Origin of the sequence: Donghicola mangrovi, from assembly GCF_013377535.1 — a bacterium.
In the GTDB taxonomy this organism is placed as follows: Bacteria; Pseudomonadota; Alphaproteobacteria; order Rhodobacterales; family Rhodobacteraceae; genus Donghicola; species Donghicola mangrovi.
Genome location: NZ_JABCJE010000006.1, coordinates 115,902 through 142,210, shown reverse-complemented (window position 1 = coordinate 142,210; position 26,309 = coordinate 115,902). Strand labels below are relative to the sequence as shown.

Below are 26,309 nucleotides of genomic sequence, written 5' to 3'. Positions count from 1 at the left end.
AAACGGTCAACTCATAGAGTCCAACATGCGGACCTAAAGCTGAATTTTTTGCGCCCATTAAGATGGGGATTTGTGAGGATTGCGGATTATATATCTGTTATTAAATGATATATCGAATTTCTTGTGCGAAAACAGAATGGACTCTTTCAGGGCCTGTCGCCCAAAAGAGTCCATCAATCGAACTTAGTAGGTGGCTCGCCCGCCGGACATATCGAACACGGCGCCAGAGTTGAACGAACATTCCGAACTGATCATAAAGCAAATCATGGCCGCGCATTCCTCGACCGTACCGAAGCGCCCCTGAGGGATTCGCGACAAAGAGAACTCGATCTGTTCTTGCGGAAGTTGTTCCATGAGGGGCGTATTGATCAGCCCCGGCGCAAAACAATTGGCACGAACGCCGGTCGCGGCCAGTTCCTTGCCCAAAGATTTAGTGAAGCCGATGATCCCAGCTTTGGCCGCCGAATAACTGGAGGCATTCGGGTTCCCCTCTTTGCCCGCGACAGAGGCAATCGTCGCGATGCGCCCATAGTCCCGCGCGACCATCCCATCAACGACCGCCCGCGTGCACAGGAACACACCCCCCAAATGGACGTCCAGAACCCGCTTCCAAGACATGTATTCGTGCCCCAGCACCGGATGGGTCGGGCCTGTAATCCCCGCCGCCGTTACCAGAATATCAACCTTACCAAAGGCTTCTTCGGTCGCCGCGAATGCCGCGCTCACCGACGCCTCGTCCGAGACATCAACCGCAACCCCAAGCGCCCCCAACTCTGCGGCGGCCTCTGCTGCGCCACCCATGTCCCAGATCGCCACTTTCGCGCCCTCGGACAGCAAACGCTGCGCCACCGCGCGCCCGATCCCGCGCGCACCGCCGGTGATAACGGCGACCTGATCTTGAAACCTTTCGGCCATGAAACCTCTCCCTTGATGTCAAGAATGTCCGACATGCAGACTTTTTGAAATACGGTCATGGCGCATACAATTCTGATTTCTTTGCAAGCTCTGTGATTGATCGGGCCACCAATCTGCCCCATAAGTCCGAATAGTGGTCTTTCGAGGGGCATCATGGCAGAACAAGAAGACAAGGCAGGCAAAAGTCAGGTGGTCGAGCGCACCTGCTTGATTCTGCGCGAACTGGGGCGGTTCGGCCCCGGCGGAGCACGGCTGATCGACCTGACCGAACGCACCAAGCTTAGCCGCCCGACGGTTCACCGGATGCTCAGCACGCTGGTCGCGGAACAATTCGTCGAGCGCACCCGTGATAGGGGGTACAGACTGTCCTCGCAAATCTATGAACTGGGCCTGAACGCCCCCAGTCCCGTGGGCGACCCCGCACGTCTGCGCCCCATCGTGCAGGCGCTGGCCGATGACTGCGGCGACACGGTGTATCTGGCGATGCGAACCGGTGATTTCAGCCATTACCTGCTGCGCTGCGAGGGTGCCTATCCGATCCGGACCCACGTTGTGTCCGCCAACCAGACGCTGTCGCTGGTCTCGACCCACTGCGGGCGGTCATTGCTGGCCTCCTTGTCCGAGGACGAATCCGAGCAGATCATCAGCCGCGCCCAAACCGACAAGCGCCTATTCGGCGAGGCCGAGCCTGACGGCCTGCGGGACGAGGTTGAAGCCATTCGCAAACATGGCTTCGGGTGGGCGCGGGACGTGACCTTTATTGGGGTTGCGGGCCTGACCGTGCCGGTTCCGAATCCACGTGGCAGTTCCTTTTTGGCGATGAGCATTTCGACCATCCCCCAGCGCCTGACCAAAGAGCGGGCCGAGAAAATCCTGCCGAGCCTCAGAGCAACGGCACTGCGAATTTCCGAGGCCGTGTCGGGGCAGTCCGGCGCTAGCTGATGCCTGTCAGAACTTGGGCATTACCAGCGCACAAGGCACCAACTGCATCTCGGCCGCATCCTGACCCGATTGCATGGTCTGGAATGTCAGATCCAGCAGGGCACCCACGTCTTGCCGGACCATCCCCACACTCTGCGAAAGCAGCGCCCCAAAGGGGTCCCAGTCAAACGACCCATAACGGATTTCGGCGGCCCGCTCGGGGGGCAAGGATTGCAGCCAGAACACCACCCCTTCGAGGGTGATGGTGGAGTTCACGAAAATCCCGTGGGGAACATGGTCTAGCGCGGTCAGGGTATGGCGGGCCTTTTCCGGCGCATAGCCATTCGTGATCAACCGCTCATCGGGCACGGAAATGCTGCGCTCGGAATGGGCCTCAAGGAAACCCCGACGGCGCTCCCGCGTGTTGTGATCGTCAGAGCGGCCACCGATGAACAGCAGCGGTTCGACCACGCCAAAATCCCGTTCGCAGGCGTCCAGAATAACCCGCGTCAGGTCGCGCGCGGCGGTAAAGTTATCGGACAGGATCGAGGGCGCTTTGGTCCCGGGCAGGTCGAGGTTCAGGGTTTTTACCCCCGCCCCGCGGCACAGATCGGTGATCTGATCGGGGTCCGTCGCGCCGGTGCAGATCAGGTAGTCTACCTGATAACTCAGCATTTCACGGGCGGCGGACAGTTCCAAGGCAGGGTCCCGCTGGGTGCAGGTGATCACGGGGAACAGGCCAGCGGCGCGGGCGCGGGTCTCGAACTCCTCGGCCATCGCGCCGAAAAAGCGGTTGTCGTATTTCGGCAGGATCATCCCCACGATGTTCGACCGCTCGCGCCGCAGAACGCTGGCCTGAATGTTCACCGTGTAACCGTTATCCTGCGCCGCCTTGAGCACTTTGTCCGCCAGTTTCTGGCTGATTCGACGCTTCTTCCACGATCCATTCAGGACCGAACTGACCGCAGTGGGGGACGTTCCGACGATTTGCGCCAAATCGTAAATCGTTGGCCGCTTTGAAGAATTGCTGTCGGTCACGTCCGCTCTTTCCTGTTGGATGTGCCCATATTGACAGGGTTAAAATTCGGTGGCAATCATGCTCCATCGGTTGAGCATTTGTTAAACAGTCTGCTCAACCGAAAGAGCGACCTTGAGGAGGGTTGTGGGAGGGTAAACGGTGCACAGGCGCTCTGGCCCCGCGGTTCGCGGGTCGGTCTGATGTTGCCGGCCATCTTTTCCATGAACGGGGTCGCACCATTCTGGAGGAGAAACATGATGAAAAAACTGATGCTTACTGCCGCCGCCGCGTCGCTGACCGCAGGTGCAGCCATGGCCGAGACTGCCACCGTTGCGTTCCTGATGCCCGATCAGGCGTCCACCCGCTATGAGCAGCACGATTACCCCGGTTTTCAGGCCGCGATGGCCAAACTCTGCGCGGATTGCACGGTGATCTACCAGAACGCCAACGCCGACGTGGCCCTGCAACAGCAGCAGTTCAACTCGGTGATCGCGCAGGGCGCCAAGGTAATCGTTCTGGACCCCGTTGACAGCTCGGCTGCGGCGGCACTGGTGCAGATCGCCCATTCGCAGGACGTCAAAGTCATCGCCTATGACCGCCCGATCCCCGACATGCCCGCTGATTTCTACGTCTCCTTCGATAACGAAGGCATTGGCCGCGCGATCGCTCAGTCGCTGGTCGATCACCTGAAGGCCACCGGCGTTGCCGATGGCGAAGGCGTTCTGCAAATCAACGGCTCGCCTACCGATGCGGCGGCTGGCCTGATCCGCGACGGCATCGACTCTGCGCTGGATAACTCGGCCTACAAAACCCTCTCGGAATTCGACACCCCCGATTGGGCGCCGCCCAAAGCACAGGAATGGGCCGCTGGTCAGATCACCCGTTTTGGCGGTGAAATCAAAGGTATCGTGGCCGCGAATGACGGCACCGCAGGTGGCGCTATTGCCGCGATGAAGGCTGCTGGCGTTGACCCGCTGCCCCCCGTCACGGGCAACGACGCGACCATCGCGGCGCTTCAGCTGATCATCGCAGGCGACCAGTACAACACCATCTCCAAGCCCTCGGAAATCGTGGCAGAAGCGGCGGCCAAAGTCGCCATGACCTTGATCGAAGGCGGCACGCCCGAGCCGACCACCACGCTCTACGACACGCCCTCGCAGCTGTTCGTGCCCGCCGTGGTGACCCAAAAGAACATCAAGGCAGAGATCTTTGACGCGGGCATTCAGACCGCAGCCGAAGTGTGCACGGGTGAGTATGCGGCCGCCTGCGCCGAACTGGGTATCGAGTAACGCATCCGGCGGGGGCGGCATCACCTGCCCTCGCCACCCTTGGGGAGGAGAGGACCAATGAACAAAGGCGATCTGATCCTGAAACTGCGTGGCGTGTCCAAGCAGTTCGGTGCCGTTACGGCGCTACAGGATATCGAACTCGACGTCCACGCGGGCGAGGTTGTGGCTCTTGTGGGCGACAACGGAGCAGGGAAATCCACCCTGATCAAAGTTTTGGCGGGGGTGCACCAGCCTACCGCAGGCACTATCGAATGGTGCGGGCAGCCCGTATCGCTGGACAGCCCCGGCACCGCGCTGGAATTGGGGATTGCGACCGTCTTTCAGGATCTCGCGCTGTGCGAAAATCTGGACGTGGTGTCGAACCTGTTCTTGGGCCACGAGATCGACCCTTGGGCCTTGGACGAGGTCCAGATGGAGGTTCGCGCGTGGACCCTTCTTCAGGAACTCGCCGCCCGCATTCCGTCGGTCCGCGAACCCATCGCGTCCCTCTCGGGGGGGCAGCGCCAGACTGTGGCCATTGCCCGCTCGCTGCTACTCGACCCCAAGATTATCATGTTGGACGAACCCACCGCCGCTCTGGGTGTCGCCCAAACTGCCGAGGTCCTGAACCTGATCGAACGGGTTCGGGATCGAGGCCACGGGGTCATTCTGATCTCTCACAACATGGAGGACGTCCGCGCCGTCGCAGACCGGATTGTCGTGCTGCGTCTGGGGCAGAACAACGGCGTCTTTACCAACGAAACATCCCATCAGGAATTGGTGGCCGCGATCACGGGGGCGGCTGAAAACAGCGTCTCCAAGCGCATGGCCCGCAAACAAGAGGAGGCCAGCGCATGAGCGACGCATCCCAACGACTCGACCGCGCGGACAGCCGCGTCCGTCATGACGAAGGCATCGCTGGCGCCCTGCGCGCCCTGATCGACCGTGTCCGTTCCGGTGATCTGGGAATGCTGCCCGTCATCGTCGGTCTGATCGTCATTTCAGTCGTCTTTTCAACGCTCAATCCGGTGTTTTTGGCCCCGAACAACCTTGTGAACCTGCTGTTTGATGCCGCCGCGATTGGCCTGATCTCGCTCGGGGTGGTTTGCGTGCTGCTGCTGGGGGAAATCGACTTGTCCATCGGCTCCATGAGCGGGTTGTCGTCTGCCTTGGTCGGTGTACTTTGGGTGAATACGGGCGTTCCAGTGGCGCTGGCGATCCTTGGCGCGGTGCTGGCTGGCATGGTGGTCGGCCTGATCTACGGCTTCCTGCGCAACAAGTTCGAGATGCCGTCCTTTGTCGCCACCCTGTCCGGCCTGCTGGCGCTGCTTGGCCTGCAACTGTACCTCCTCGGGTCCACCGGTTCGATCAACTTGCCCTACACCTCGGCGCTGGTGAAGTTCGGTCAGATCCTGATCATGCCCGACTGGCTGTCCTATCTGGCGGCGATCTTGCCCGGCGTTTTGATGGTCTTCTTCGGCCTGAAAACCATGGCCCGCCGCCGAGCAGCCAACCTGTCTAGCGCGGGTCGCTCTGTCCTGTTCGCCAAGGCCGGACTTCTGACCGCGGGCCTTCTGTTCTGCGTCTACTACCTGAACCTCGGGCGGGGTGTGCCGTGGATGTTCGGTGTGTTTACCCTGTTCGTAATTGCGCTGGATTATGCCCTGCGCCGCACCAAATGGGGCCGCTCCATGTTCGCCGTGGGCGGCAACGCCGAGGCCGCGCGCCGCTCTGGCATCAGCGTGCAGAAAATCCGCCTGTCAGCCTTTGCGCTGTGTTCTTCGCTGGCAGCTCTGGGCGGCGTCTTCGCTGCGTCCCGTCTGGCATCGGCCAGCCAACAAGCTGGCACCGGCGACGTGAACCTCAACGCCATCGCGGCGGCAGTCATCGGCGGCACTAGCCTGTTTGGCGGTCGCGGGTCGGCTTGGTCGGCCCTGCTGGGGGTCATCGTGATCCAGGCGATCTCGAACGGCCTGACCCTGCTGAACCTGTCGTCTTCGCTGCGCTACATGATCACCGGTGCCGTTCTGGCCATCGCTGTGATCGTTGACAGCCTTGCCCGCCGCTCTCGTGCCCGCCACGGCCGCGCCTAAGGAAAACACCAATGACCAAACTGGAAAACAAAACTGCTGCCATCACCGGCGCTGCCTCTGGCATAGGTCTGGCCTGCGCCAAAGCCCTGCTGAACGAAGGCGCCAAAGTCGTCCTGATCGACCGCGACGCCGAGAAACTGCAGACCCTCTGCGATGAACTCGGCCCCAACGCGCACCCGCTGGTGCTGGACCTGTTCGACGGGCCAGCGGTCAGCGCCATGGTCCCGCAGATCGAGGCGCTGGTAGGGCCGCTCGACATATTCCATGCGAATGCCGGCTCTTACGTCGGCGGCGCAGCGGCCGAAGGGAATCCGGACGAGTGGGACCGGATGCTGAACCTCAACATCAATGCGGCCTTTCGCTGTGTGAACGCTGTCCTCCCGGGCATGATCGCGCGCAAAGGCGGGGATGTGGTGTTCACCTCTTCGGTCGCCGGTGTCGTCCCCGTGGTGTGGGAGCCGATCTATACCGCTTCCAAATTCGCGGTTCAGGCGTTCCTGCATACCACCCGCCGCCAAGTCGCGCCCCACGGGGTGCGCATGGGGGCGGTGCTGCCCGGCCCTGTGGTGACGGCGCTTTTGGACGATTGGCCCAAGGAAAAGATGGACGAAGCTTTGGCCAACGGCTCGCTCATGCAACCAGAAGAGGTCGCGGATGCGCTGGTCTTTATGCTGACCCGTCCCAAAGGCGTTGTGGTCCGCGATCTGGTGCTGCTGCCCAACAGCGTGGACCTGTGACATGGGTTGCGTGATCGGGATCGACGTGGGCACCGGCAGCGCGCGGGCGGGGGTCTTTGACCTGTCGGGCGCGATGCTGGGGTCCGGCAAATGCGCCATCGCCCTGCACAAGGGCGCAGGCGGCATCGTTGAGCAATCCAGCGAGGACATCTGGAACGCGGTCTGCACTTCGGTAAAATCGGCGGTGACTGCGGCAGGCGTGGACCCCGCCAGCGTGCGCGGGATCGGGTTCGACGCGACCTGTTCGCTGGTGATCTTGGGCGAGGGCGGCGCGCCACTGCCCGTGGCCGAGGATCGCAATATCATCGTCTGGATGGACCACCGCGCCCTTGATCAGGCCGAGCGGATCAACGCGATGGGCCATGATGTGCTGTCCTATGTGGGCGGGCGGATTTCGCCAGAGATGGAGACCCCCAAGCTCCTGTGGCTGAAGGAGAACATGCCTGACCTCTATGCGCAGGCATGGCAGTTCATGGACCTGACCGATTTCCTGACATGGCGGGCCTCGGGTGATCTGGCGCGGTCCATCTGTACGGTGACCTGCAAGTGGACCTATTTGGGCCACGAAGGGCGCTGGGACGACAGCTATATCCGCGCCATCGGACTGGGGGATCTGGCGGACCAAGGGTTCGAGCGGATCGGCACGAACGTGGTCGAGGCAGGCACGCCCTTGGGCACTGGCCTGACCGCTCGGGCCGCATCGGAGTTGGGCCTGCCCGAAGGCACCCCCGTGGGCGCAGGCCTGATCGACGCCCATGCGGGCGGGATCGGGTCAGTTGGCGACAATCCGCAGGTACGTCTGGCCTATGTATTCGGCACCTCGTCCTGCACCATGACCAGCACAACCGAGCCCGCCTTTGTCCCCGGCGTCTGGGGTCCTTATTTCAGCGCGATGGTCCCCGGCCTCTGGCTGAACGAAGGGGGCCAGTCAGCCGCCGGCGCCGCCATCGACGCCCTGATCCTGCACCACCCCTACGCCCCCGCAGCGCAGGCGCAGGCCAAGCAAAACGGTATGTCCTTGCCCGATTGGTTGGCAACTCAGGCCCAAACCCACGACGTTTTACAGACCGTCAAAGGCTTGCATGTGGTGCCAGAACCCCTTGGCAACCGCGCGCCCCATGCGGACCCGAACACCCGCGCCGTGATCAGCGGCATCGGGATGGAGAATGACCTGTCCAGCCTGATCGCCCTCTATCTGGCGGGGCTTTGCGGGCTGGGTTACGGCCTGCGCCAGATCACCGAGGCTCAGGCCCGCACCGGCACCCACGTGCAGGAAATCGTGATCAGCGGCGGGGCGGGGCGATCGGCTTTGGTGCGGCAAATTCTGGCGGATACGACCGGCCTTCCGGTTGCCGTGCCACGGACCGAGGAGCCTGTTTTGCTAGGCTCCGCAATTCTCGGAGCAGTTGCGGGCGGAGTTCATGGCTCGGTCACGCAGGCGATGGACCAGATGTCGGCTCTGGAGGCAACGCACCAGCCCGATCCCACCGCGGTCGCCCGCCACGCCGCGCGCTATGCGATATACGAGGACTTGCAGGCCATCGCCCGTCGCGCGGTCAGCGCGTAAGCCTTCGCGGGCGCCGCACCCTGATGCCCGCGAAAACCGACCGTCAGACCAGATCATCCTCTTTGCTCTGGCGCAGGCGGTAATCCAGTTTGGCGCGGCTCAACCCCAAGGTTCGAGCGGCGGCAGAGACGTTGCCTCCCGCCTCGGCCAAGGCTTGCCCTTCGATGCGGGACACCAGCGCGTCAATCCCGATCCCCGCTTCAAAGAAGGGGCGCAACTGCCCAAAAAGTCGGGAGAAATCGCCATCGTGGGACACCTCAGGCGCAGCGCCAGAGACACCTCTGGCGGCCTCGATATCCGGCGCGTCGATCAAGGGCGGGTTCACCGCACAGATCGCCGCCCGCATCAAAGTGGCGCGCAGTTCCGGCAGGTTCCCCGACCAATCCCCGAACATCAGGGCCTGCCGCGCGTCTTCGGTCAGGCGGGGGGGCACGTCCTCTTCGGTGGGGCGCATCCGCATCAAGTGGGCGTCCGCCAGTGCAGGGATATCCGCCGCGCGGACCGCCAGCGGGGGCATGGCCACCGGCAGCACGGACAGGGCATAGATCAGCTCGGCCCGAAGCCGTCCGGCCTGATGCAACTGGGCCAACGGCTGCTGGGACAGGCCGATCACTTGCAGGTTCACTGGCCCCGCGCCGAAGGTCTTGATCATCTCGATCAGGGTCAGTTGCAGGTCATCGGGCAGCGCGTCGATGCCTTCGACGATCACCGTGTGGCCTGCGGTGCCGGTGGCGGCGATGGCCTTGCGCACGTCCTCTAATAGGTCGGGCAGACGCGCTGAGTTTGCGTGACAGCGGTGGATTTTGCCGTGGGCAAAGCGGGCCGCGTGCAACCAACCCGCCGCGATCCGGCAGCCCGAGCCTTCGGGGCCCGTGATCAGGGCGTTCAGGCGCGCCCGGGCGATGCGATCCAGATCGGCGCGGACGGGTGCAACGACCAACTCCTCGAGCGTGCGGGTGCTGACGCTGTCTTGTAGGCGGTCAGAGGCTTTGCGGCGGGCGGGGCTTTCGGCGCGGGTGGACAGGACCTCGTCCAGAAACATGCGGACAAAGGGATCATTCTCGCCCCAGCCATCCACGGTTTTGCCCACCACGCGGCAGGATTTGTCGCCCATCGCGGCGCAGCTGACCTCTTTGTACAGGACCAGTTTGCGGAAAAAGACGCTGGCATAGCCTGCCGCGTATCCGGTCTGCGCCCAACAGACGGGCGCGAAAGCCCGCCCGTGGCGGCGGGAATATTCCGTCGCCTCGACCGACTGGTGCCACAGGAAATCCCCCGAGAACCGGTCGTTCTTGAAGTCAAAATCGTTGTGCAGGGTCTCGACCCGCACCGTGCCGGTCATCATATGGAGGCGCGTGCCTGCGGTGAAAGCATCCCCGACGTCCAGATTGGGCCACTCCTGCCGGATGAATTCCGCGTCCTCGCGCCCGTTCCGGTAGCCAAGGCGCATGAGCAGCACCATGGCCTCGTGTTCACCAAACCGGCGGACCAGTTCGTCCTGCAGGTCAGCGCCAAAAGTCGCCCGCGCCAGAACCATCCGCGCGCCGTTCAATTCGATCGCCCCTTTGGAGGGACTAAACTCTAGCGTGTCCAGCAGGTCCGCCAGCGTCGGGCGGCCCCCACGGTGGAGCAGGCGTTCTTCGTCTTCGGATGTTTTCATGGGGCCACATTGCGCATTTCATGAAACCATTTCACCAAATAATGAAGCTGCGCCGCAGCAAAATCGCCTTGATTTAAAGGTTTCCCGCGCAGTCAGGAAAAATTTTACCGCTGAAATTGCCAGACAATCTGGCGAAATTGCTCCATGCCGCAGAGCGGCGACGATTTTTTATTTTGACGCAAATATCGCCCTGCCGGTCTGCTGAACCTTGCCCTGAACACAGGGAGATCGGGAGGAAAAATGAACGAACATCGACTGATTACCAAGCTGCCGCCAGAGCCCCACGAGGCGATGATTCACCGCTTTGGCAAAGAAGGCGCCTTTATCCCCGGGGACGACAAGAACAACCCTTGGGTGCCCTTTGGCGAGCACGCAGCGATCAAGCATCTGGCCTTTGACATCCGCCAGAACTCGGCCGCGAACATCCTGTGGGTCAAGGGCGGCGGCCGCATCGGCACCCACCGCCATCGGGGCGTTGTGTCCGCTGTCACGCTGGAAGGGTCGTGGGGCTATTACGAATACGACTGGGTCGCGCGCCCCGGTGACTTTGTCTACGAACTGCCCGGCACGGCGCATACCCTATATTCGGACGACCCGAACGGCATGAAGGCCCTGTTCTGGCTGAACGGCGCGATCGAGTTCTTCGACGACGAGGCGAACTACGAATTCACCGCCGACGTGTTCTGGTTCATCGACCATTACGTCAGCTACTGCGAAGCCAACAACATCCCCGTCAACAAAGACATGTTCATGTAACGGCCCCCGCGCCGAAGGAGGAGAGCGCATGTCTTTGGAGACGATGTTCAACGTGACCGGCAAATCGGTCGTCGTGACGGGCGCGGCCTATGGCTTGGGTCGGGCCTATGCGGAAATCATGGCGCAGCAGGGGGCTTTGGTCACCTTGATCGACCTGAACGCAGACCAGTTGAACCGCACCGTGACCGAGATTTCGGAGCGGTACGGCAAGGTCTACGGGATTGTCTGCGACGTGACGGATCGCGCAGGAATGAACGCCGCGTTCGATGAAATCGCGGACCATCAGGGCGGGATCGACGTGGTGTTCGCCAATGCGGGCGTGGATGCCGGACCGGGGTTCCTGACCCCCGAAGGCCGCCGCAACCCCGAGGGCGAGATCGACAACCTGCACGACGACCACTGGGACAAGGTGATCGGGGTAAACCTGACCTCGATCTACTACACCATGAAGCTGGCGGCGCGGCACATGAAGCGGCAGGGGCGGGGCGGGTCCATCATCGCGACATCGTCGATTGCAGCCTTCTATGTGGATGGCATTGTGGGCACCCCCTACATGCCCGCCAAGGCCGGTGTCAGCCATCTGGTCAAGCAGCTGGCGATGGAGCTGGGGCGCTATGACATCCGCGTCAACGCCATCTGTCCGGGGCCGTTCATCACGAACATCGCAGAGGGCCGCATGGCGAATGTCGAGGATCGCCAAGCCTTTATCCGCTGGTCCTGTCTGGGGCGCGTCGCCGAAACCGACGAGATCAAGCCCCTCGCGCTCTATCTAGCGTCGGGTGCGTCGGCCTATGTGACCGGCTCGCAAATGGTCATCGACGGGGGGCTGATCCTGCGCCCCGCTCAGGAAATCGACTGACATCACACAGTTCGGGGCGGCGCTGACGTTGCCCCGTGGGTCTGGCGGACCTGCCAAACGGGCCTGGGAGGCGCCCTTGGTTCGCCGTTTTCAAGGGAGGAAAGAGACATGACACTGACCATCAATCCGCACACCGTGAACCGCCGCACCCTGCTCAAGGGGCTGGGGGCTGTCACTGCGGCCACCATCGCCCTGCCGCGCGGCGTGCGGGCCGCGGCCAAGACCATCAAGATCGGGGTGATCAGCCCTATGACCGGCCCGCTGTCCCTGTTCGGCGACACCGACGACTATACCGCCAACAAGATCATGGATCTGGTCAAAAGCGGCATCGAGATCGGCGGCGAGACCTATAACATCGAAATTCTGCTGCGGGACGCCCAATCGAACCCCAACAAGGCCGCTGAAATCGCGGGCGATCTGATCCTGAACGACGAGGTGCACTTTATGCTGCCCGCCTCGACCACGGACATCAACAACCCGACCGCTGACCAGTGTGAACTCTATGGCGTGCCCTGCATTTCGTCGAATTCGCCATGGCAGGCGTTCGTAATGCCCCGTGGCGGCGCCGAGCAACCCTTTGAATGGACCTACCACTTCTTCTGGGGCCTCGAGGATGTGCTTGGCACCTTTACCGGCATGTGGAAGTCGATCGAGACCAACGGCAAGGTCGGGATGCTCTTCCCCCGCAACGCCGATGGCGAAACCTGGGGCAACAACGATTACGGTCTGCCCCCTGCCGTACGTGACGCGGGCTTCGAGGCCTTTGCCCCCTCGATGTTCGAGCCCCGCACCAACGACTTCTCGGCGCAGATCGCCGAGTTCAAGAACAACAACTGCGAGATCGTCGGCGGCATCACCTATGTGGCGGACCTCAAGACCTTTATCACCCAGTGCAACCAGCAGAACTACCACCCCAAAGTGGTGACCGTCGCCGCCGCGCTGTTGTTCCCCTCGGGGATCGAAGCGATGGGCGATCTGGGAGAGGGCATGTCCTCGGAGGTTTGGTGGACCCCTGCGTTCCCCTACAAATCCTCGCTCACCGGTCAGACCAGCCGCGACTTGGCGGACATCTGGGAATCCGAGACCGGCAAGCAGTGGACCCAGCCGCTGGGGTACGCCCATGCCCTGTGGGAGGTCGTTCTGGACAGCCTGAAGCGCTCGGAAAACCCGATGGACCGGATGGCCAACCGCGACGCGCTGGCCGCGACCAATCTGGACACTATCGTCGGCAACATCCGTTTCGGCGAAGGCCCCCACGCCAACATCTGCAAGACCCCCATCTTTGGCGGGCAGTGGGTCAAGGGCGAGAAGTGGCCCTTTGACCTGAAGATTGTGGACAGCAGCCTGAACCCCGACGTTCTGCAGCCCGAAGCGCAGATGTCCCCGATCAGCTGGAGCTAAGCCCCTATGCCCGATCGTAAAATCCTTGTCGCCGAAGGGCTGACCAAGCGTTTCGGCGCCGTGACCGTGGTGGACGATGTCAGCTTTTCGGTGGCGGCGGGCGATGTGCTGGGGATCCTTGGCCCGAACGGGGCAGGGAAAACCACGCTGTTCAACCTGATCAGCGGCGATCTGGCCGCCAACGGAGGAGAGCTGTCGCTTGACGGCTCTCGCCTCTCGGCCGAGCCGCCCTACCGGCGGTGCCAACGGGGGATCGGGCGCACCTATCAGGTGCCCCAACCCTTTGGCGCGATGACGGCCTTTGAAAACCTGCTGGTCCCCGCCATGATGAGTGCCAACCTGCGCGAGGCCGAGGCCTATGACCACTGTGCGCGTGTGCTACGTGACTGCGGGTTGTGGGAGCACGCGAACACGCCTGCGGGCAGCCTGACCCTGCTGAACCGCAAACGGCTGGAGCTGGCGCGGGCGCTCGCGGGCAAACCGAAACTTCTGCTGCTGGACGAGATCGCAGGCGGCCTGACCGACGCCGAAGGGGCTGAACTGGTCGCCCTGATCCGCCGCGTCCGCGATCAAGGCGTCACCATCATCTGGATCGAACACGTGCTGCACGCCCTGATGGCCGTTGCCAGCCGCATCATGGTGCTGAACTTCGGCGTCAAAATCGCCGAGGGCGCCCCCGACGAGGTGATGCAGAACCCCGAAGTCCAGCGCGTTTACATGGGGATCGAGGCATGAGTTCACCTATTCTGTCGACCCACGCCCTGACCGGCGGCTACGGCGATTTTCAGGCTCTGTTCGGCATCGACCTGCATCTGGACAAGGGCGAGGTTATCTCGCTGATCGGTGCCAATGGCGCGGGCAAGTCTACCTTTCTGAAGTCGATCTTTGGCCTGCTGCCCGTGGCCCCCGACATGGTCCGGTTTGAAAATGCGCCAGTCGGCGGCACTCCCGCTCATCAAATGGTCCGCAAGGGCATCTCGATGGTCCCCGAGGGGCGGCGCCTTTTCACTGGCATGTCGGTCGAGGAAAACATGCGCGTCGCCATCGACAACGCCCGCATGTCCGAAGCCGAAGGCCCGTGGTCCCGCGAGCGCCTGTTCCAGCTGTTCCCGATCCTCAAGGAAAAGCGCCGCCAGCCCATCGAAAACCTGTCCGGCGGGCAGCAGCAGATGGTTGCCATTTCCCGCGCACTGCTGTGCCAGCCCAAGGTGCTGCTGTGCGATGAAATCAGCCTTGGTCTTGCGCCCAAAGTGATCCGCGAAATCTACGCCGTGTTGCCGGAAATCAGCGCCGCCGGGACCTCGATCGTGCTGGTGGAGCAGGACGTGACTTTGGCCCGCGAAGCCTCGGACCGCCTGTATTGCATGTTGGAAGGGCGCATAACCCTGTCCGGCATTTCCCAAGACATTTCCCGCGAGGCCATCGCCTCGGCCTATTTCGGAGCGTGACATGCAGTGGCTTGATGCAATTATTCAAGGGGTTCTGCTGGGGGGCATGTACGCCCAATACGCCCTCGGGATGGCGCTGATGTTCGGGGTCATGCGGATCGTGAACATTGCCCATGGGGACGTGATGATCCTGCTGTCCCTCATCGTGATTTCGCTGGCGGGCGTGCTGCCCCTTGGCAATATCGGGCTGATCGTGGTGATCGTGCCGATCGCGGTGCTGCTGGGGTGGGTGCTGCAGAAATTCATCCTGAACAAAGTGGTCGGGGCAGACCCGCTGCCCTCATTGATCGCGACCTTCGGGCTGTCGATTGCCCTACAGAACCTGATGCTGGAGGTCTGGTCAGCTGACACGCGCAGCCTGCCCAACTCTGGCATCGCCAGCGCCAGTTTCGAGATCGGCGGGATCTACTTGGGTGTCCTGCCGGTGCTGGTCCTGATGTGCGCGGTCGTATTGACGGGCGGGCTGGACGCGGTGCTGCGCTACTCCCGCTTTGGCCGTGGCCTCCGCGCCGCCGCCGCCGATACCGAGGCCGCCGCCATGACCGGCGTTGACCCGAAACGCATCTATGCCATCGCTACCGCCATCGCGGTCGCCATTCTGGGTCTGGCCGCGGTGTTCGCCGCTCTGCGGGCCACCGTGTCCCCGTCCGACGGCTCTGCCCAACTAATCTACGCTTTCGAGGCCGTGATCATCGGCGGCATGGGGTCGCTCTGGGGAGCATTCCTTGGGGCGATGGTGCTGGGGGTGGCGCAAGCTATCGGCCTTCGGATCGACCCCGGCTTGGGCATTCTGTTCGGTCATCTGGTGTTCCTCGCGGTGTTGGCAACGCGCCCCGAAGGCATCATGGCACGTAAGAAATAAGGGGCTTTTGCAATGACACAACCGTTCCAACATGCCCGAGTCGTGCGGGCCACCCCTTCCAGCCGCATCGCCATGAGCCTGTGCGTGATCGTGCTGGTGGGCCTTGTGACCATGCCGTGGTGGGCCTCTTCGGGGAATATCCGGTGGGCGATTGAACTTAGCTGCTATCTGGCGATTGCGCAGATGTGGAACCTGCTGGCGGGGTATGCCGGGCTGGTTTCGGTGGGGCAGCAGGCATTCATCGGGGTCGCGGGCTACATGCTCTTCGTGCTCGCGCAGAATTTCGGGCTGAACCCCTTTGTGGCCGTGATCCTGTCGTTGATCGCGCCTGCGGTGCTGGCGGTGCCGACCTATCTGCTGCTGCGCCGGCTCGACGGACCTTATTTTGCCATCGGCACTTGGGTTGTGGCCGAGGCCGTGCGCCTGACCACCTCCAACATCGACTACCTGAATGCGGGCGCTGGCCTGACGCTCCGGGTCATGACCCAATACAGCCAGCATGAACGGGAAATCGCCTTTGTTCTGCTGTGCGCACTGCTTTTGGTGGCGACCATCGGGGGCAGCTATTGGCTGCTGCGGTCCCGCGTTGGGCTGGCCCTGACTGCCATGCGGGACAACCCCATCGCAGCGGCGAGCCAAGGGGTCAACGTCGGCCAGTTGCGCTTCCTGATCTTTGTCGCGGCGGCAGTGGGCACGGGTTTCGCGGGCGCGATCTATTACATGGCGCAGCTGCGGATCACACCGGCGGCGGGGTTCGATCCCTTCTGGGCCTCGATGTCGATCTTTATCGTCATGGTTGGCGGCATCGGCGCGATCGAAGGGGCCATCGTCGGCGCGCTGATCTACTTCTTCGCGGATCGTTTGTTCGGGGAATACGGCTCGGCCTACCTGATCGTCTTGGGCCTCTTGACGCTGATCATCGCGCTTTATGCCCGTGGCGGGGTCTGGGGTCTGCTGAAGAAACTGGGGGATCACCCGTGGTTCCCCGTGCAACGCAAACTGGTGCTGGAGGACAAACGATGAAGGCTGCGATATTCGACGCCATGGGTCAGCCCCTACGGATCGGAACCGTGGACACGCCCGAAGCCGCCGATGGCCAAATCCTGCTCAAGGTCTGCCGCTGCGGGATCTGCGGGTCGGACTTGCACATGACCGAGGACCCGACCTTTGGCCTGACGGGAGGCGAAGTCATCGGTCACGAGTTTTCGGGCGAAGTGGTAGATATCGGTGCGGGCGTCACCGGCCTGAAGGTCGGCGACCACGTGTCCGCGGCCCCCCTGCGCGGGTGCGGCACCTGCGCGGCCTGCATCAAGGGGGAACCGGCGTGGTGCGCGAACTTCTCGCTCATCGGGGGTGGTTACGCGGAATTCGCTGCCGTGGACGCCTTTCAGTGCCGCAAACTGCCGTGGGGGATTTCCGCGGTGGACGGCGCCTTGGCCGAACCTTTGGGCGTGGCCCTGCACGGGGTCATGCGGGCGCGGATGCAGCCCGGCGCGCGGGTCGTCGTGGTCGGCGCGGGGGCGATCGGGCTGGCGGTGGCCTTTTGGGCGCGCAGGCTAGGGGCGGCGCAGGTCGTAGTGGTGGACATGCACGACCATCAGCGCGAACGGGCGATGGACCTTGGCGCGACCCACTTCCTGATCAGCGGCCCCGATCTGGATTGCCGCGTGGCCGAGGCCTGTGGCGGGCCCCCCGAGATCGTCTTTGAATGCGTCGGCAAACCCGGCCTGATCGACCATTGCATCGGGCTGGTTGCCCCGCGCGGCCGCGTTGTTGTGCTGGGGCTGTGCACGGCGCCCGATCACATGGACAGCTTCCGCGCCATCTCCAAAGAGGTCGAGATCGTGATGTCCGTATTCTTTTCCATGCCGGAGTTCGAGATGGCCATTCGGGCGCTGGATGCGGGCAAATATGCGCCGCAACATCTGATCTCGGACACGGTGTCTTTGACCGCGATGCCGGTGGCGTTCGAGGCCCTGAGGCAGCGCACCACCCAGTGCAAGGTGTTGATCGATCTCTCGGCCGCCTGACCACGAATGAACCCAACGGAAAAGCCCCCGAATTTCGGGGGCTTTGCTGGTTTAGTCGTCCAGCTTGGCCTTGGCGTCGGCCTCGCCCTGCACCCAATAGCCCGACGCCTTGAGCCATTCGCGGGGATGGGTGCGCTCGGTCAGCATGTATTCCTTGGCGGCGCGGGCGACGCTGGCCTCGGCCGCGATCCAGATAAAGCCGCGCCCCTCGGGCAGGGGCAGATCGCGCAGGGCATCCAGCACCGGCGCGGGATTGGTGGCGGCGCTGGCAGGGCGGTGCACCCAATGGGCGGTCAGGTCGGCATCACTGGTCCATGTTTGCTCTTCGGCCCCGTCGATCACCGCCCCAACGGTGATGACCTGAACGCCTGCGGGCAGTTCCTCGACCCGCCGGCCCATTGCGGGCAGGGCGGTTTCGTCGCCCACCAGCAGGTACCAGTCGAAAACCGGCGCGATCACGGCAGAGCCACGCGGCCCCCCGATTTGCAGCTGGGTGCCAACGCCCGCGTTCAGCGCCCAATCCGTCGCGGGACCGGCATCGTGGACGGCGAAGTCCAGCGTCAGACGGTTCGCCGCCGCATCAAACCCCCGAGGGGTATAGTCGCGCATCGCAGGCTTGTCGGTGCCGGTGTCGAAGAACAGTTTGATGTGATCGTCGAACCCGAGGCTGGTGAAACCTTCCAACTCGGGACTCTCCAACTCGACGCGGATCATGTGGGGCGTCAGGCGCTGGGTGTTGGTGACGGTCAGCGTGCGGCGGCGGATTTCGTGGCGGTGGCGGGTAATGATCTGGTTCATATCGGGTTCCGAAGCCTGATCGGTCAGGCCGTTAATGGTTTCAGCGGCGGCATGAATGGCCTCGGCCATGGCCGCGATTGTGGTGGTGTCGGCGGTGCCCATCCGGCCGCGCAGGGCGGCTTTGAGGGCGTCCATCGCATCCCGGACAGGAAACGGGACGTTGTGGCGACCGCCGCGATGGGGCAGGGCGCTGCGCACTCGTTTGTGGTTCGCCACCGCATAGGCCGCGCCCGCATCGGTGATCTGGCACAGCTTGCGCTTGCCATCGGCGGCCTCGCAACTGATCAGGCCTTCGTCCTCGAGCTTGGAGAGCACGGGGTAGATCACTCCCGGACTGGGGCGATAGGCCCCTGCGGTGCGCGTTTCGATTTCTGTCATGATTTCATAGCCATGGCGGGGGGCGGCGGCGATCATATCCAGCACCAGCAGACGCAAGGTGCCGTTGTCAAAGGGGCGCTTTTGCCGCCCTCGGGGGTGGGCCCGCCCATCGGGCCCGTGATGCTGTTTCATCTCTTCAATCCATTTCGATATATCGAACTAAATGTTATATCGAAAATCGAAACGCAACCCCGCGGGCCGCCCGATCATCAAGATGTGAAGGGCCAGCAACCATCCGCCTAGAACCAAAGTATCGCCAAGCGTGTGCGGAAAACCCGTGTACACTTGATCGCCAGAGGGGGAGGGCCGATGGGGGATTTACGGCACGTTCAGGAAATCGAGCAGGTTCTGGGGGGCGGCGCGACGGGACGGGACAGCTTTGTCTCGGCCTCTTGGCGGCGCTGCGTCGAGCTGTACGGCATGGACCCGGCGCGGAACGATCCCGCCCATATCGTCACCGAGGCCGAGCTGCGCGAGCATCGCAAGCAGGCCGAATGGATGATCGGGGCGGCACGGTCGGGACTGCAAAGCCTGTTCCGGCAGGTGGCAGGGCAGAACTATGTGCTGCTTCTGACTGATGCCAAAGGGGTCTGCGTGGACTTTTTCGGCGATGATCTGTTTGTGGACGATCTGCGGGGGGCGGGCCTCTATCTGGGGTCCAACTGGTCCGAGGATCTGGCGGGAACCTGCGGGGTCGGGGCCTGCATCGTGACCCAAGAGCCCGTGACCGTACATCAGGACGACCATTTCGGCAGCGCCCATACGCGGCTGTCTTGCACGGCCGCGCCTATCTTTGACAGCTTGGGGCAGTTGGCGGCGGTGCTGGACATTTCGCTGCTGCGGTCCCCCACGCCCAAGACCAGCCAGAACCTTGCCATGAACCTCGTGACATCCGCCGCGCGGCGGGTCGAGATGGCGAACCTGATGGCCGAAAGCCGCCGTGACTGGGTGCTGCGCCTGTCCTCTAGCCCCGAATTTCTGGACGTGGACCCCGAGGCCGCCGTGCGGCTGGACGGATCGGGCAGAGTGATCGGCTATACCCGCGCGGCGCGGCGGCTGTTTCCCGATGGGGCAGTGATCCTTGGGCAGCGGATCGAAGAGGCGCTTGGCCTGTCCGTCGATGATCTGCCCGACCTGATGCGCGACCGCCCGACCGAGGAGCGTATTGTCGAGACCCGCGATGGGGGCGCCTTGTTTGGTCACGCGATTGCCCCTCAGGTCAGCCGCACCCCGCGGCCCCAACCTCGGGGCGGGGTGATCGAGGGTCTGTCTGGCGGCGATCCGGCGATGATGCGCCTGCTATCCCAAGCCGAGAAAATCGCCCGCACCAAAGTGCCCGTCCTGATCACCGGCGAGACGGGCACAGGCAAAACCAAGCTGGCCCGCGCAGTGCACATGGCCAGCGGGGCGCACGGGTTCGTCAGTCTGGACTGCGCGATGGCCACGCCTCACGGCTTGGCCGAATTGCGCGGACAGGTCTGCGGGGCGACGACCCTGCTGCTGCGCCGGATCGAGGAACTGCCCGAGGATTGCGCCGCCCCCCTGACCGCCCTCTTGGATGCCGCCCCCGATCTGCGCCCGCTGGTGACCAGTTGCGTGGGACCCGCCGATCTGGATGTGCCGCGCACGCTGTTCCATCGGCTGACCGGCAGCGTCCTGACCATTCCGCCCCTACGGCAGCGGCAGGACTTGGGCTGGCTGGTGGATCGGATGCTCCGGCGGCGCACTGCCAGCGAAATCCGGCTGTCTCCGTCCGCGAAGGCCGATCTGCTGGGGCGCAGTTGGGCCGGAAACCTTCGCGAACTGGAGCAGGTGCTGGATGTCGCCCTTGCTATGGCCGAGGGGAATGTGATCGACCTGCCGGATTTGCCCGCCCCCTTAGGCGAGGCGCGCGCTGAAACCGATGACACCCTCGAACAGATCATGGAAGCGTGCGAGTGGAACATGTCCCGCGCCGCGCGGCGTTTGGGGGTGAACCGGTCCACCGTTCTGCGGCGTTTGCGCAAGGCGGGGTTGCAGCCGCCCGCCTGACCTGTTGCGCGGCGTTGCGCCCGCAACATGCCGCGCCGCAGAACCGTCTTTCTGGTCGTAAATCGCGCCAATCCCCATAGATTGCTGGCCCAACGCCAGGCGAGGCTCTTCTCCAAGTACACGCGTAGGAGGAGATGCGATGCTTGATTCAACAGTGATGACCCGAACGCAATCGGTGCTGGACAGCCTTAATGCCGCGCTTGCGGCGGGGGATATCGACGCCGTCAAAGACCTGTTTGCCACCGACAGCTATTGGCGCGACCTGATCGCGGTGACGTGGAATCTAAAGACCGTCGAAGGCCCCGAGGGCGTGGCCGACATGCTGACCGCTCAGTTGCAGCACACCCAGCCGTCGAACTTTGAAATTCAGGCAGGCGAGATGCCGACCGAGGACGGCGGCGTGACCACCGCCTGGATCACCTTTGAAACCAAAGCGGGCCGCGGTTGGGGTCTGATGCGCCTAAAGGATGACCGCATCTGGACCCTACTGACCGCCCTGCAAGAGCTGAAAGGCTTCGAGGAAAATCGCGGGAAACGCCGCCCCATGGGCGCCGAACATGGCGCGCAAAAGAACCGCTCCAGCTGGCTGGAGCGCAAGCAGGCGGACGAGGCTTCATTGGGGTATGACACCCAGCCCTATACGGTAATCATTGGCGGAGGGCAGGGGGGCATCGCCCTTGGGGCGCGGCTGAAACAATTGGGGGTGCCGACCATCGTGCTGGACAAACACGACCGCCCCGGTGACCAGTGGCGCAGCCGGTACAAGTCGCTGTGTCTGCACGACCCGATCTGGTACGACCATCTGCCCTACATCAAGTTCCCCGACAACTGGCCGGTCTTTACCCCCAAAGACAAGGTCGGTGACTGGCTGGAGATGTACACCAAGGTCATGGAGATTAACTACTGGAGCCGCTCCGAGGTCGAGAAGGCGACCTATGACCAAGAGACCGGCAAGTGGACGGTCGAAGTGAACCGCGATGGCGAGAAGGTTGTGCTGGAGCCGACCCAACTGGTGCTGGCAACCGGCATGTCCGGCAAGATGAACATCCCCAGTTTCCCCGGCATGGACACCTTCAAAGGGACCATCCAGCATTCGTCCCAGCACAAGGGCCCCGATGACTGGACCGGCAAGAAAGTGGTCGTGGTGGGGTCCAACAACTCGGCCCACGATATCTGCGCGGCCCTGTGGGAGGCCGACGCGGATGTGACCATGGTGCAGCGGTCCTCGACCCATATTGTGCGGTCGGACAGCCTGATGGAGATCGGCCTTGGTGCGCTCTACTCCGAAGAGGCCGTGGCCAGCGGCATGACCACCGAGAAAGCGGACATGGTCTTTGCCTCGCTGCCCTACAAGATCATGCACGAGTTCCAGATCCCGCTGTATGACCAGATGCGCGAACGGGATGCCGAATTCTATGCAGGGCTGGAAAAGGCAGGGTTCGATCTGGATTGGGGCGATGACGGCTCGGGCCTGTTCATGAAGTACTTGCGCCGCGGGTCGGGCTATTACATCGACGTGGGCGCCAGCCAGCTGATCATTGATGGCGAGGTCAAGCTGGTGAACGGACAGGTGGACCACTTTGACGAAACCGCTGTGGTTCTGGCCGATGGCACGCGGCTAGAGGCTGATCTGGTGGTGATGGCCACGGGCTTTGGCTCGATGAACGGTTGGGCCGCCGATCTGATCAGCCAAGAGGTCGCGGACAAGGTCGGCAAGGTCTGGGGTCTGGGGTCGGACACCACCAAAGACCCCGGCCCGTGGGAGGGCGAACAGCGCAATATGTGGAAGCCGACCCAGCAAGAGCACCTGTGGTTCCACGGCGGCAACCTGCATCAGTCGCGCCACTATTCCCTGTATCTGGCCCTGCAACTCAAGGCGCGGCTCGAGGGTCTGGAGACCCCTGTTTACGGCCTCCAAGAGGTGCATCACCTGAAGTGATGCGCCAGACGGTCCCCCCGACGCCTCTCCTGCGTCGGGGGAATTTCCCCAGATTTCCCGAATATTGGATCACATTATGAAAGTTGCGCGTTGGCACGGCGTGAAGGACATTCGCGTCGAAGACATTTCCGAACCCACCCCCGCCGCTGGCGAGATCAAGATCAAGGTCGCCTGGACCGGCATTTGCGGCAGTGACCTGCATGAATATCTGGCTGGTCCGATCTTTGTCCCCGTTGCGGAAAACCACCCCCTGAGCCACGACAAGGCCCCCATCACCATGGGCCACGAATATTGCGGCACCGTCACCGAGCTTGGCCAAGGTGTCAGCGGCCTGTCGGTCGGGGACCGCGTGGCGATCGAGCCGATCTTTGCCTGTGGGGAATGTGCCGCCTGCATGGAGGGCAAGTATAACCTGTGTGCCAGTCTGGGGTTTGTGGGGCTCTCGGGCGGTCACGGAGGCTTTGCCGCCTATTCCGTGGTGCCCGCGCGGATGGTGCACAAGATGCCCGACGATCTGTCGATGGAGCAGGGCGCCCTGGTCGAGCCCGCCGCCGTTGCCCTGCACGCCGTGCGTCTGTCCAAGATCAAGGCCGGTGACAAGGCCGCCGTGTTCGGTGCGGGCCCCATCGGCTTACTGGTAGTCGAGGCGCTGCGCGTGGCCGGTGCTGCCGAAATCCACGTGGTTGAACCGTCAGAAGTGCGGCGGGCCAAGGCGCTGGAAATCGGCGCGACCACTGCGATTGACCCGACTTCGACCGATGCGGTTGCGGCGATCGTTCAGGCCACCGGCGGCGTGCATGTGGCGTTCGAGGTCACCGGCGTGCCGCAGGTTCTGCCCCAGTGCATCAACGCCACCCGCCACGAAGGCCAGACCCTTATCGTGTCGATCTGGGAAAGCGATGCCTCGTTCCAGCCGAATACCGCAGTGCTCAAGGAACGGCAGCTTCAGGGGACCATCGCCTATCGCAATGTCTATCCGGCGGTCATGGCGCTGATGACCCAAGGCTATTTCAGCGCCGAAAAGCTGGTCACCAAACGCATCGCGCTGGACGACATCGTGGCCGAAGGCTTCGAGGCGCTGGTCGCCGAAAAGTCCCACGTCAAAATTCTGGTCGAAGCGCCGGAATAACCGCGCATACGTCTCCCTCTGCGCGTCGAACCGGCCGGAATGCTTCTGGCCGGTTCTCTTTTGCGCCCTGAACAATCCCGAGCATCCATGAAGCAGGTTCATCAAAGCTATGAACTTTGCCCCGATAGTTCACAAACAGGTCCGCCCTTACATCCCGTTCATGACGCAGACAGGGCAATCCCGCCCATCCTGCGAAACGAAACCAACATGGAAAGGCGGCCCGAGATGACCAGAAAGACCCCATCGCAAGCCATCGCCCAAACCCGCAGCGACGACGGCCTGATGCGCCGTGATCTGCTGAAAATGGGCGGCGCGTCGATTGCGGCCTATGGCGCGGCGTCGATCCTTTCCACCAACTTAGCAAAGGCTCAGACGATGTCGGATACTTGGGATAAAACCTTCGCACGCAGCGAAACCGTGGACCACGAGAAGGTCAGCTTTGTGAACCGTTACGGGATCACCTTGGTCGGGGACCTGTACCTGCCCAAAGACCGTCCCGAAGGCACCCTGTCCGCAATCGCCATCAGCGGCCCCTATGGCGCGGTCAAGGAACAGGCCTCGGGCCTTTATGCCCAGACCATGGCAGAGCGCGGCTTTGCCACGCTGGCGTTCGACCCCTCTTATACCGGTGAAAGCGGCGGAGAGCCCCGCAACGTCTCTTCGCCCGATATCAACACCGAGGATTTCAGCGCGGCCGTCGATTATCTGGGCCTGCACCCCGCCGTGAACCGCGAGCATATCGGCATCATCGGGATTTGCGGCTGGGGCGGGATGGCCCTGAACGCCGCCGCCATCGACAAGCGGATCAAGGCCGTGGCCACCAGCACCATGTACGATATGTCCCGCGTGATGTCGAAGGGCTACTATGATAGCATGACCGCCGAGCAACGCGCAGGTACGCTGCAGCAACTGGCCGAACAGCGTTGGAAAGACGCCGAGGCTGGTGCCCCCGCCTATGGCCCCGTTTCGCTGGAACTTCAGGGCGGAGAGCCCCAGTTCGTGGTCGATTACGCCGCCTACTACAAATCCAAAGAGCGCGGCTTCCACCCCCGCGCGATCAACTCCAACGGTTCGTTCACCATCACGACCCCGCTGTCGTTCATGAACATGCCCCTGCTGACCTACATCAACGAAATCGCGCCGCGCCCCACGCTGCTGATCCACGGCGAGAACGCCCATTCGCGCTATTTCAGCGAGACCGCCTATGAAAACGCGGCAGAGCCCAAAGAGTTGATGATCATTCCCGATGCGAACCACACGGACCTTTATGATCAGCTGGACAAGATCCCGTTCGACAAGCTGACCGCCTTCTTCGGGGAACATCTGGCGTAAAACCCTATCGGACCAGAGGGGTTTGGTGCTCATGTCCCCTCTGGAATTCGAACGCAGCCGGGGCGTGCCATGGGGCGCGGCCCGGCTGTTGTGTTTCAGGCCCCACCTTATTGCCATAGTTTTTCTAATGCCAAAGGCGTGAAACTTCTCCTTTGCCCGAATGTCCGTAATCCACTTAGCTGGATAAAACGGATTGCACCGCCGCGCCCCTCGGGCCTCGGCGCGTGCCAGTGCAGGAGACCCCGACATGACGCCAAGGATGGTGCTCGAAGGCATTTACACCCCGGTGATCACACCGTTCGACGCCGATGGCGGCATTGATTACAACGCGCTGGCCGAGCTGGTGGAAACCCTGATTGCAGCGGGCGTTCATGGCCTGATCTCGGGCGGGTCCACCGGTGAAAACTATGCCGAAACCGTCGAGGAACGTCTGGCGCTGGCGCGGTTCATCACCGACCGCGTGGCGGGCCGCATTCCAGTGATCGTCGGCACGGGCGCGATGCGCACGCCGGACTCCATCGCGCTGGCCGTTGGCGCCCGCGACATGGGCGCAGATGCGATCCTGCTGGGAACACCCCCGTACTCGGTTCCGACCGAACGCGAAAACGCCCTGAACGCGCTGGCCATCGACCGCGCCGCCGACCTGCCCATCATCCTCTATAACTACCCCGGCCGCATGAGCGTCGAGATGGGGCGCGAGTTTCTGGACCGCGTGGGCCGGTCGCGCAACTTTATCGGGATCAAGGAAAGCTCTGGCGATATCAACCGCTTGCACCTTCTGGCGCGGGATTACCCCCATATCCAGACCAGCTGCGGGATGGACGATCAGGCGCTGGAATTCTTTGCCTGGGGCGCACGCAGCTGGATTTGCGCAGGCTCCAACTTCCTGCCCGAAGAGCACATCTACCTGTATGAAACCTGCGTGGTTCAGGGCGATTTCACCAAGGGGCGCCGGATCATGTCGGCAATGATGCCGCTGATGCGGGTGCTCGAACAGGGCGGCAAGTTCATTCAGTGCGTCAAGCACGGCGTTGAAATCACGGGCCTGAAGGCAGGCCCCATGCGCCCGCCGCTCAAGGGCCTGAACAAAGACGAAAAGCGCGAACTCGAACAGGTGGTCCGGACGCTGAAACTGGCTGTCGCGGCGATTAAGGAAGGAAACTGACC

Annotated in this window: 24 protein-coding genes; 20 read left to right on the top strand and 4 right to left on the bottom strand. The window is 62.8% G+C overall.

What is annotated here, in order from left to right:
• Positions 1-183: 183 nt before the first annotated feature.
• On the bottom strand, positions 184-915 hold the full coding sequence (gene fabG / locus HJ536_RS13705) for a 3-oxoacyl-ACP reductase FabG (protein ID WP_177158156.1): 732 nt from the start codon (positions 913-915) through the stop codon (positions 184-186).
• 153 nt (positions 916-1,068) lie between these two features.
• Between fabG and HJ536_RS13700 the strand changes: the two genes are divergently transcribed.
• Positions 1,069-1,857 (top strand): IclR family transcriptional regulator, encoded by a 789-nt coding sequence (locus HJ536_RS13700; RefSeq protein WP_177158155.1) that lies wholly within the window; start codon positions 1,069-1,071, stop codon positions 1,855-1,857.
• Between the two features lie 6 nt (positions 1,858-1,863).
• Here HJ536_RS13700 and HJ536_RS13695 read toward each other — a convergent pair whose 3' ends face one another.
• The gene (locus HJ536_RS13695; protein ID WP_177158154.1) at positions 1,864-2,874 is read right to left on the bottom strand and encodes a substrate-binding domain-containing protein; all 1,011 of its coding nucleotides are present in this window, start codon (positions 2,872-2,874) and stop codon (positions 1,864-1,866) included.
• 234 nt (positions 2,875-3,108) lie between these two features.
• On the opposite strand from HJ536_RS13695, the gene HJ536_RS13690 reads away from it, so the two are divergent.
• From HJ536_RS13690 to HJ536_RS13670, 5 genes are read left to right on the top strand one after another with little or no spacing between them, the layout of a single operon-like run.
• Entirely contained in the window at positions 3,109-4,143 is a 1,035-nt protein-coding gene (locus HJ536_RS13690) for an ABC transporter substrate-binding protein (RefSeq protein ID WP_420811096.1), read from the top strand.
• Between the two features lie 57 nt (positions 4,144-4,200).
• On the top strand, positions 4,201-4,980 hold the full coding sequence (locus HJ536_RS13685; RefSeq protein WP_177158152.1) for an ATP-binding cassette domain-containing protein: 780 nt from the start codon (positions 4,201-4,203) through the stop codon (positions 4,978-4,980).
• Positions 4,977-6,215, top strand: a complete 1,239-nt coding sequence (locus tag HJ536_RS13680; RefSeq protein WP_177158151.1) for a sugar ABC transporter permease — start codon at positions 4,977-4,979, stop codon at positions 6,213-6,215. The genes HJ536_RS13685 and HJ536_RS13680 overlap by 4 nt, the downstream gene beginning before the upstream one ends.
• Positions 6,216-6,226: 11 nt before the next feature.
• The gene (locus HJ536_RS13675; protein ID WP_177158150.1) at positions 6,227-6,952 is read left to right on the top strand and encodes an SDR family oxidoreductase; all 726 of its coding nucleotides are present in this window, start codon (positions 6,227-6,229) and stop codon (positions 6,950-6,952) included.
• 1 nt (position 6,953) lies between these two features.
• A complete protein-coding gene (locus HJ536_RS13670; RefSeq protein ID WP_177158149.1) occupies positions 6,954-8,519 on the top strand; it encodes an FGGY-family carbohydrate kinase in 1,566 nt (521 codons plus the stop codon).
• A gap of 43 nt (positions 8,520-8,562) precedes the next feature.
• On the opposite strand, the gene HJ536_RS13665 is transcribed toward HJ536_RS13670, so the two are convergent.
• Positions 8,563-10,179 carry a XylR N-terminal domain-containing protein gene (locus HJ536_RS13665; protein ID WP_177158148.1) on the bottom strand — a complete coding sequence of 539 codons (1,617 nt, stop codon included), beginning with the start codon at positions 10,177-10,179 and terminating at the stop codon, positions 8,563-8,565.
• Here HJ536_RS13665 and HJ536_RS13660 point away from each other — a divergent pair.
• The 9 genes from HJ536_RS13660 (at position 10,178) to HJ536_RS13620 (ending at position 17,535) form a co-directional block, all read left to right on the top strand.
• Positions 10,178-10,384: a hypothetical protein gene (locus tag HJ536_RS13660; RefSeq protein ID WP_177158147.1), complete on the top strand. Its 207-nt coding sequence runs from the start codon at positions 10,178-10,180 to the stop codon at positions 10,382-10,384. The genes HJ536_RS13665 and HJ536_RS13660 overlap by 2 nt on opposite strands.
• 35 nt (positions 10,385-10,419) lie before the next feature.
• Positions 10,420-10,935, top strand: coding sequence for a 2,4'-dihydroxyacetophenone dioxygenase family protein (locus tag HJ536_RS13655; protein WP_177158146.1), 516 nt, complete (start codon positions 10,420-10,422; stop codon positions 10,933-10,935).
• Positions 10,936-10,963: 28 nt separating this feature from the next.
• Positions 10,964-11,794 carry an SDR family NAD(P)-dependent oxidoreductase gene (locus HJ536_RS13650; RefSeq protein WP_177158145.1) on the top strand — a complete coding sequence of 277 codons (831 nt, stop codon included), beginning with the start codon at positions 10,964-10,966 and terminating at the stop codon, positions 11,792-11,794.
• Between the two features lie 108 nt (positions 11,795-11,902).
• Entirely contained in the window at positions 11,903-13,195 is a 1,293-nt protein-coding gene (locus HJ536_RS13645) for an ABC transporter substrate-binding protein (RefSeq protein WP_177158144.1), read from the top strand.
• Between the two features lie 6 nt (positions 13,196-13,201).
• Positions 13,202-13,930: an ABC transporter ATP-binding protein gene (locus tag HJ536_RS13640; RefSeq protein ID WP_177158143.1), complete on the top strand. Its 729-nt coding sequence runs from the start codon at positions 13,202-13,204 to the stop codon at positions 13,928-13,930.
• Positions 13,927-14,643 carry an ABC transporter ATP-binding protein gene (locus tag HJ536_RS13635; RefSeq protein WP_177158142.1) on the top strand — a complete coding sequence of 239 codons (717 nt, stop codon included), beginning with the start codon at positions 13,927-13,929 and terminating at the stop codon, positions 14,641-14,643. The genes HJ536_RS13640 and HJ536_RS13635 overlap by 4 nt, the downstream gene beginning before the upstream one ends.
• Before the next feature lies 1 nt (position 14,644).
• A complete protein-coding gene (locus HJ536_RS13630) occupies positions 14,645-15,505 on the top strand; it encodes a branched-chain amino acid ABC transporter permease (protein WP_177158141.1) in 861 nt (286 codons plus the stop codon).
• A 12-nt stretch (positions 15,506-15,517) separates the two neighbouring features.
• Positions 15,518-16,528, top strand: coding sequence for a branched-chain amino acid ABC transporter permease (locus HJ536_RS13625; protein WP_177158140.1), 1,011 nt, complete (start codon positions 15,518-15,520; stop codon positions 16,526-16,528).
• Positions 16,525-17,535 (top strand): zinc-binding dehydrogenase, encoded by a 1,011-nt coding sequence (locus HJ536_RS13620; RefSeq protein ID WP_177158139.1) that lies wholly within the window; start codon positions 16,525-16,527, stop codon positions 17,533-17,535. Before HJ536_RS13625 ends, HJ536_RS13620 begins: the two co-directional genes overlap by 4 nt.
• A 51-nt stretch (positions 17,536-17,586) precedes the next feature.
• Here HJ536_RS13620 and HJ536_RS13615 read toward each other — a convergent pair whose 3' ends face one another.
• On the bottom strand, positions 17,587-18,843 hold the full coding sequence (locus HJ536_RS13615) for an SIP domain-containing protein (RefSeq protein WP_177158138.1): 1,257 nt from the start codon (positions 18,841-18,843) through the stop codon (positions 17,587-17,589).
• 177 nt (positions 18,844-19,020) lie between these two features.
• Here HJ536_RS13615 and HJ536_RS13610 point away from each other — a divergent pair, with 177 nt between their 5' ends.
• From HJ536_RS13610 to HJ536_RS13590, 5 genes are all read left to right on the top strand, one after another.
• Positions 19,021-20,742: a sigma-54-dependent Fis family transcriptional regulator gene (locus HJ536_RS13610; RefSeq protein ID WP_177158137.1), complete on the top strand. Its 1,722-nt coding sequence runs from the start codon at positions 19,021-19,023 to the stop codon at positions 20,740-20,742.
• A 139-nt stretch (positions 20,743-20,881) separates the two neighbouring features.
• Positions 20,882-22,681: an NAD(P)/FAD-dependent oxidoreductase gene (locus HJ536_RS13605; protein ID WP_177158136.1), complete on the top strand. Its 1,800-nt coding sequence runs from the start codon at positions 20,882-20,884 to the stop codon at positions 22,679-22,681.
• Between the two features lie 76 nt (positions 22,682-22,757).
• Complete coding sequence (locus HJ536_RS13600; protein WP_177158135.1) at positions 22,758-23,810, top strand: 2,3-butanediol dehydrogenase; 1,053 nt, start codon at positions 22,758-22,760, stop codon at positions 23,808-23,810.
• A 225-nt stretch (positions 23,811-24,035) separates the two neighbouring features.
• The gene (locus HJ536_RS13595) at positions 24,036-25,142 is read left to right on the top strand and encodes an alpha/beta hydrolase (protein WP_228028722.1); all 1,107 of its coding nucleotides are present in this window, start codon (positions 24,036-24,038) and stop codon (positions 25,140-25,142) included.
• Positions 25,143-25,389: 247 nt separating this feature from the next.
• Complete coding sequence (locus HJ536_RS13590; protein WP_420811095.1) at positions 25,390-26,307, top strand: dihydrodipicolinate synthase family protein; 918 nt, start codon at positions 25,390-25,392, stop codon at positions 26,305-26,307.
• The last annotated feature ends 2 nt before the right edge of the window (positions 26,308-26,309 follow it).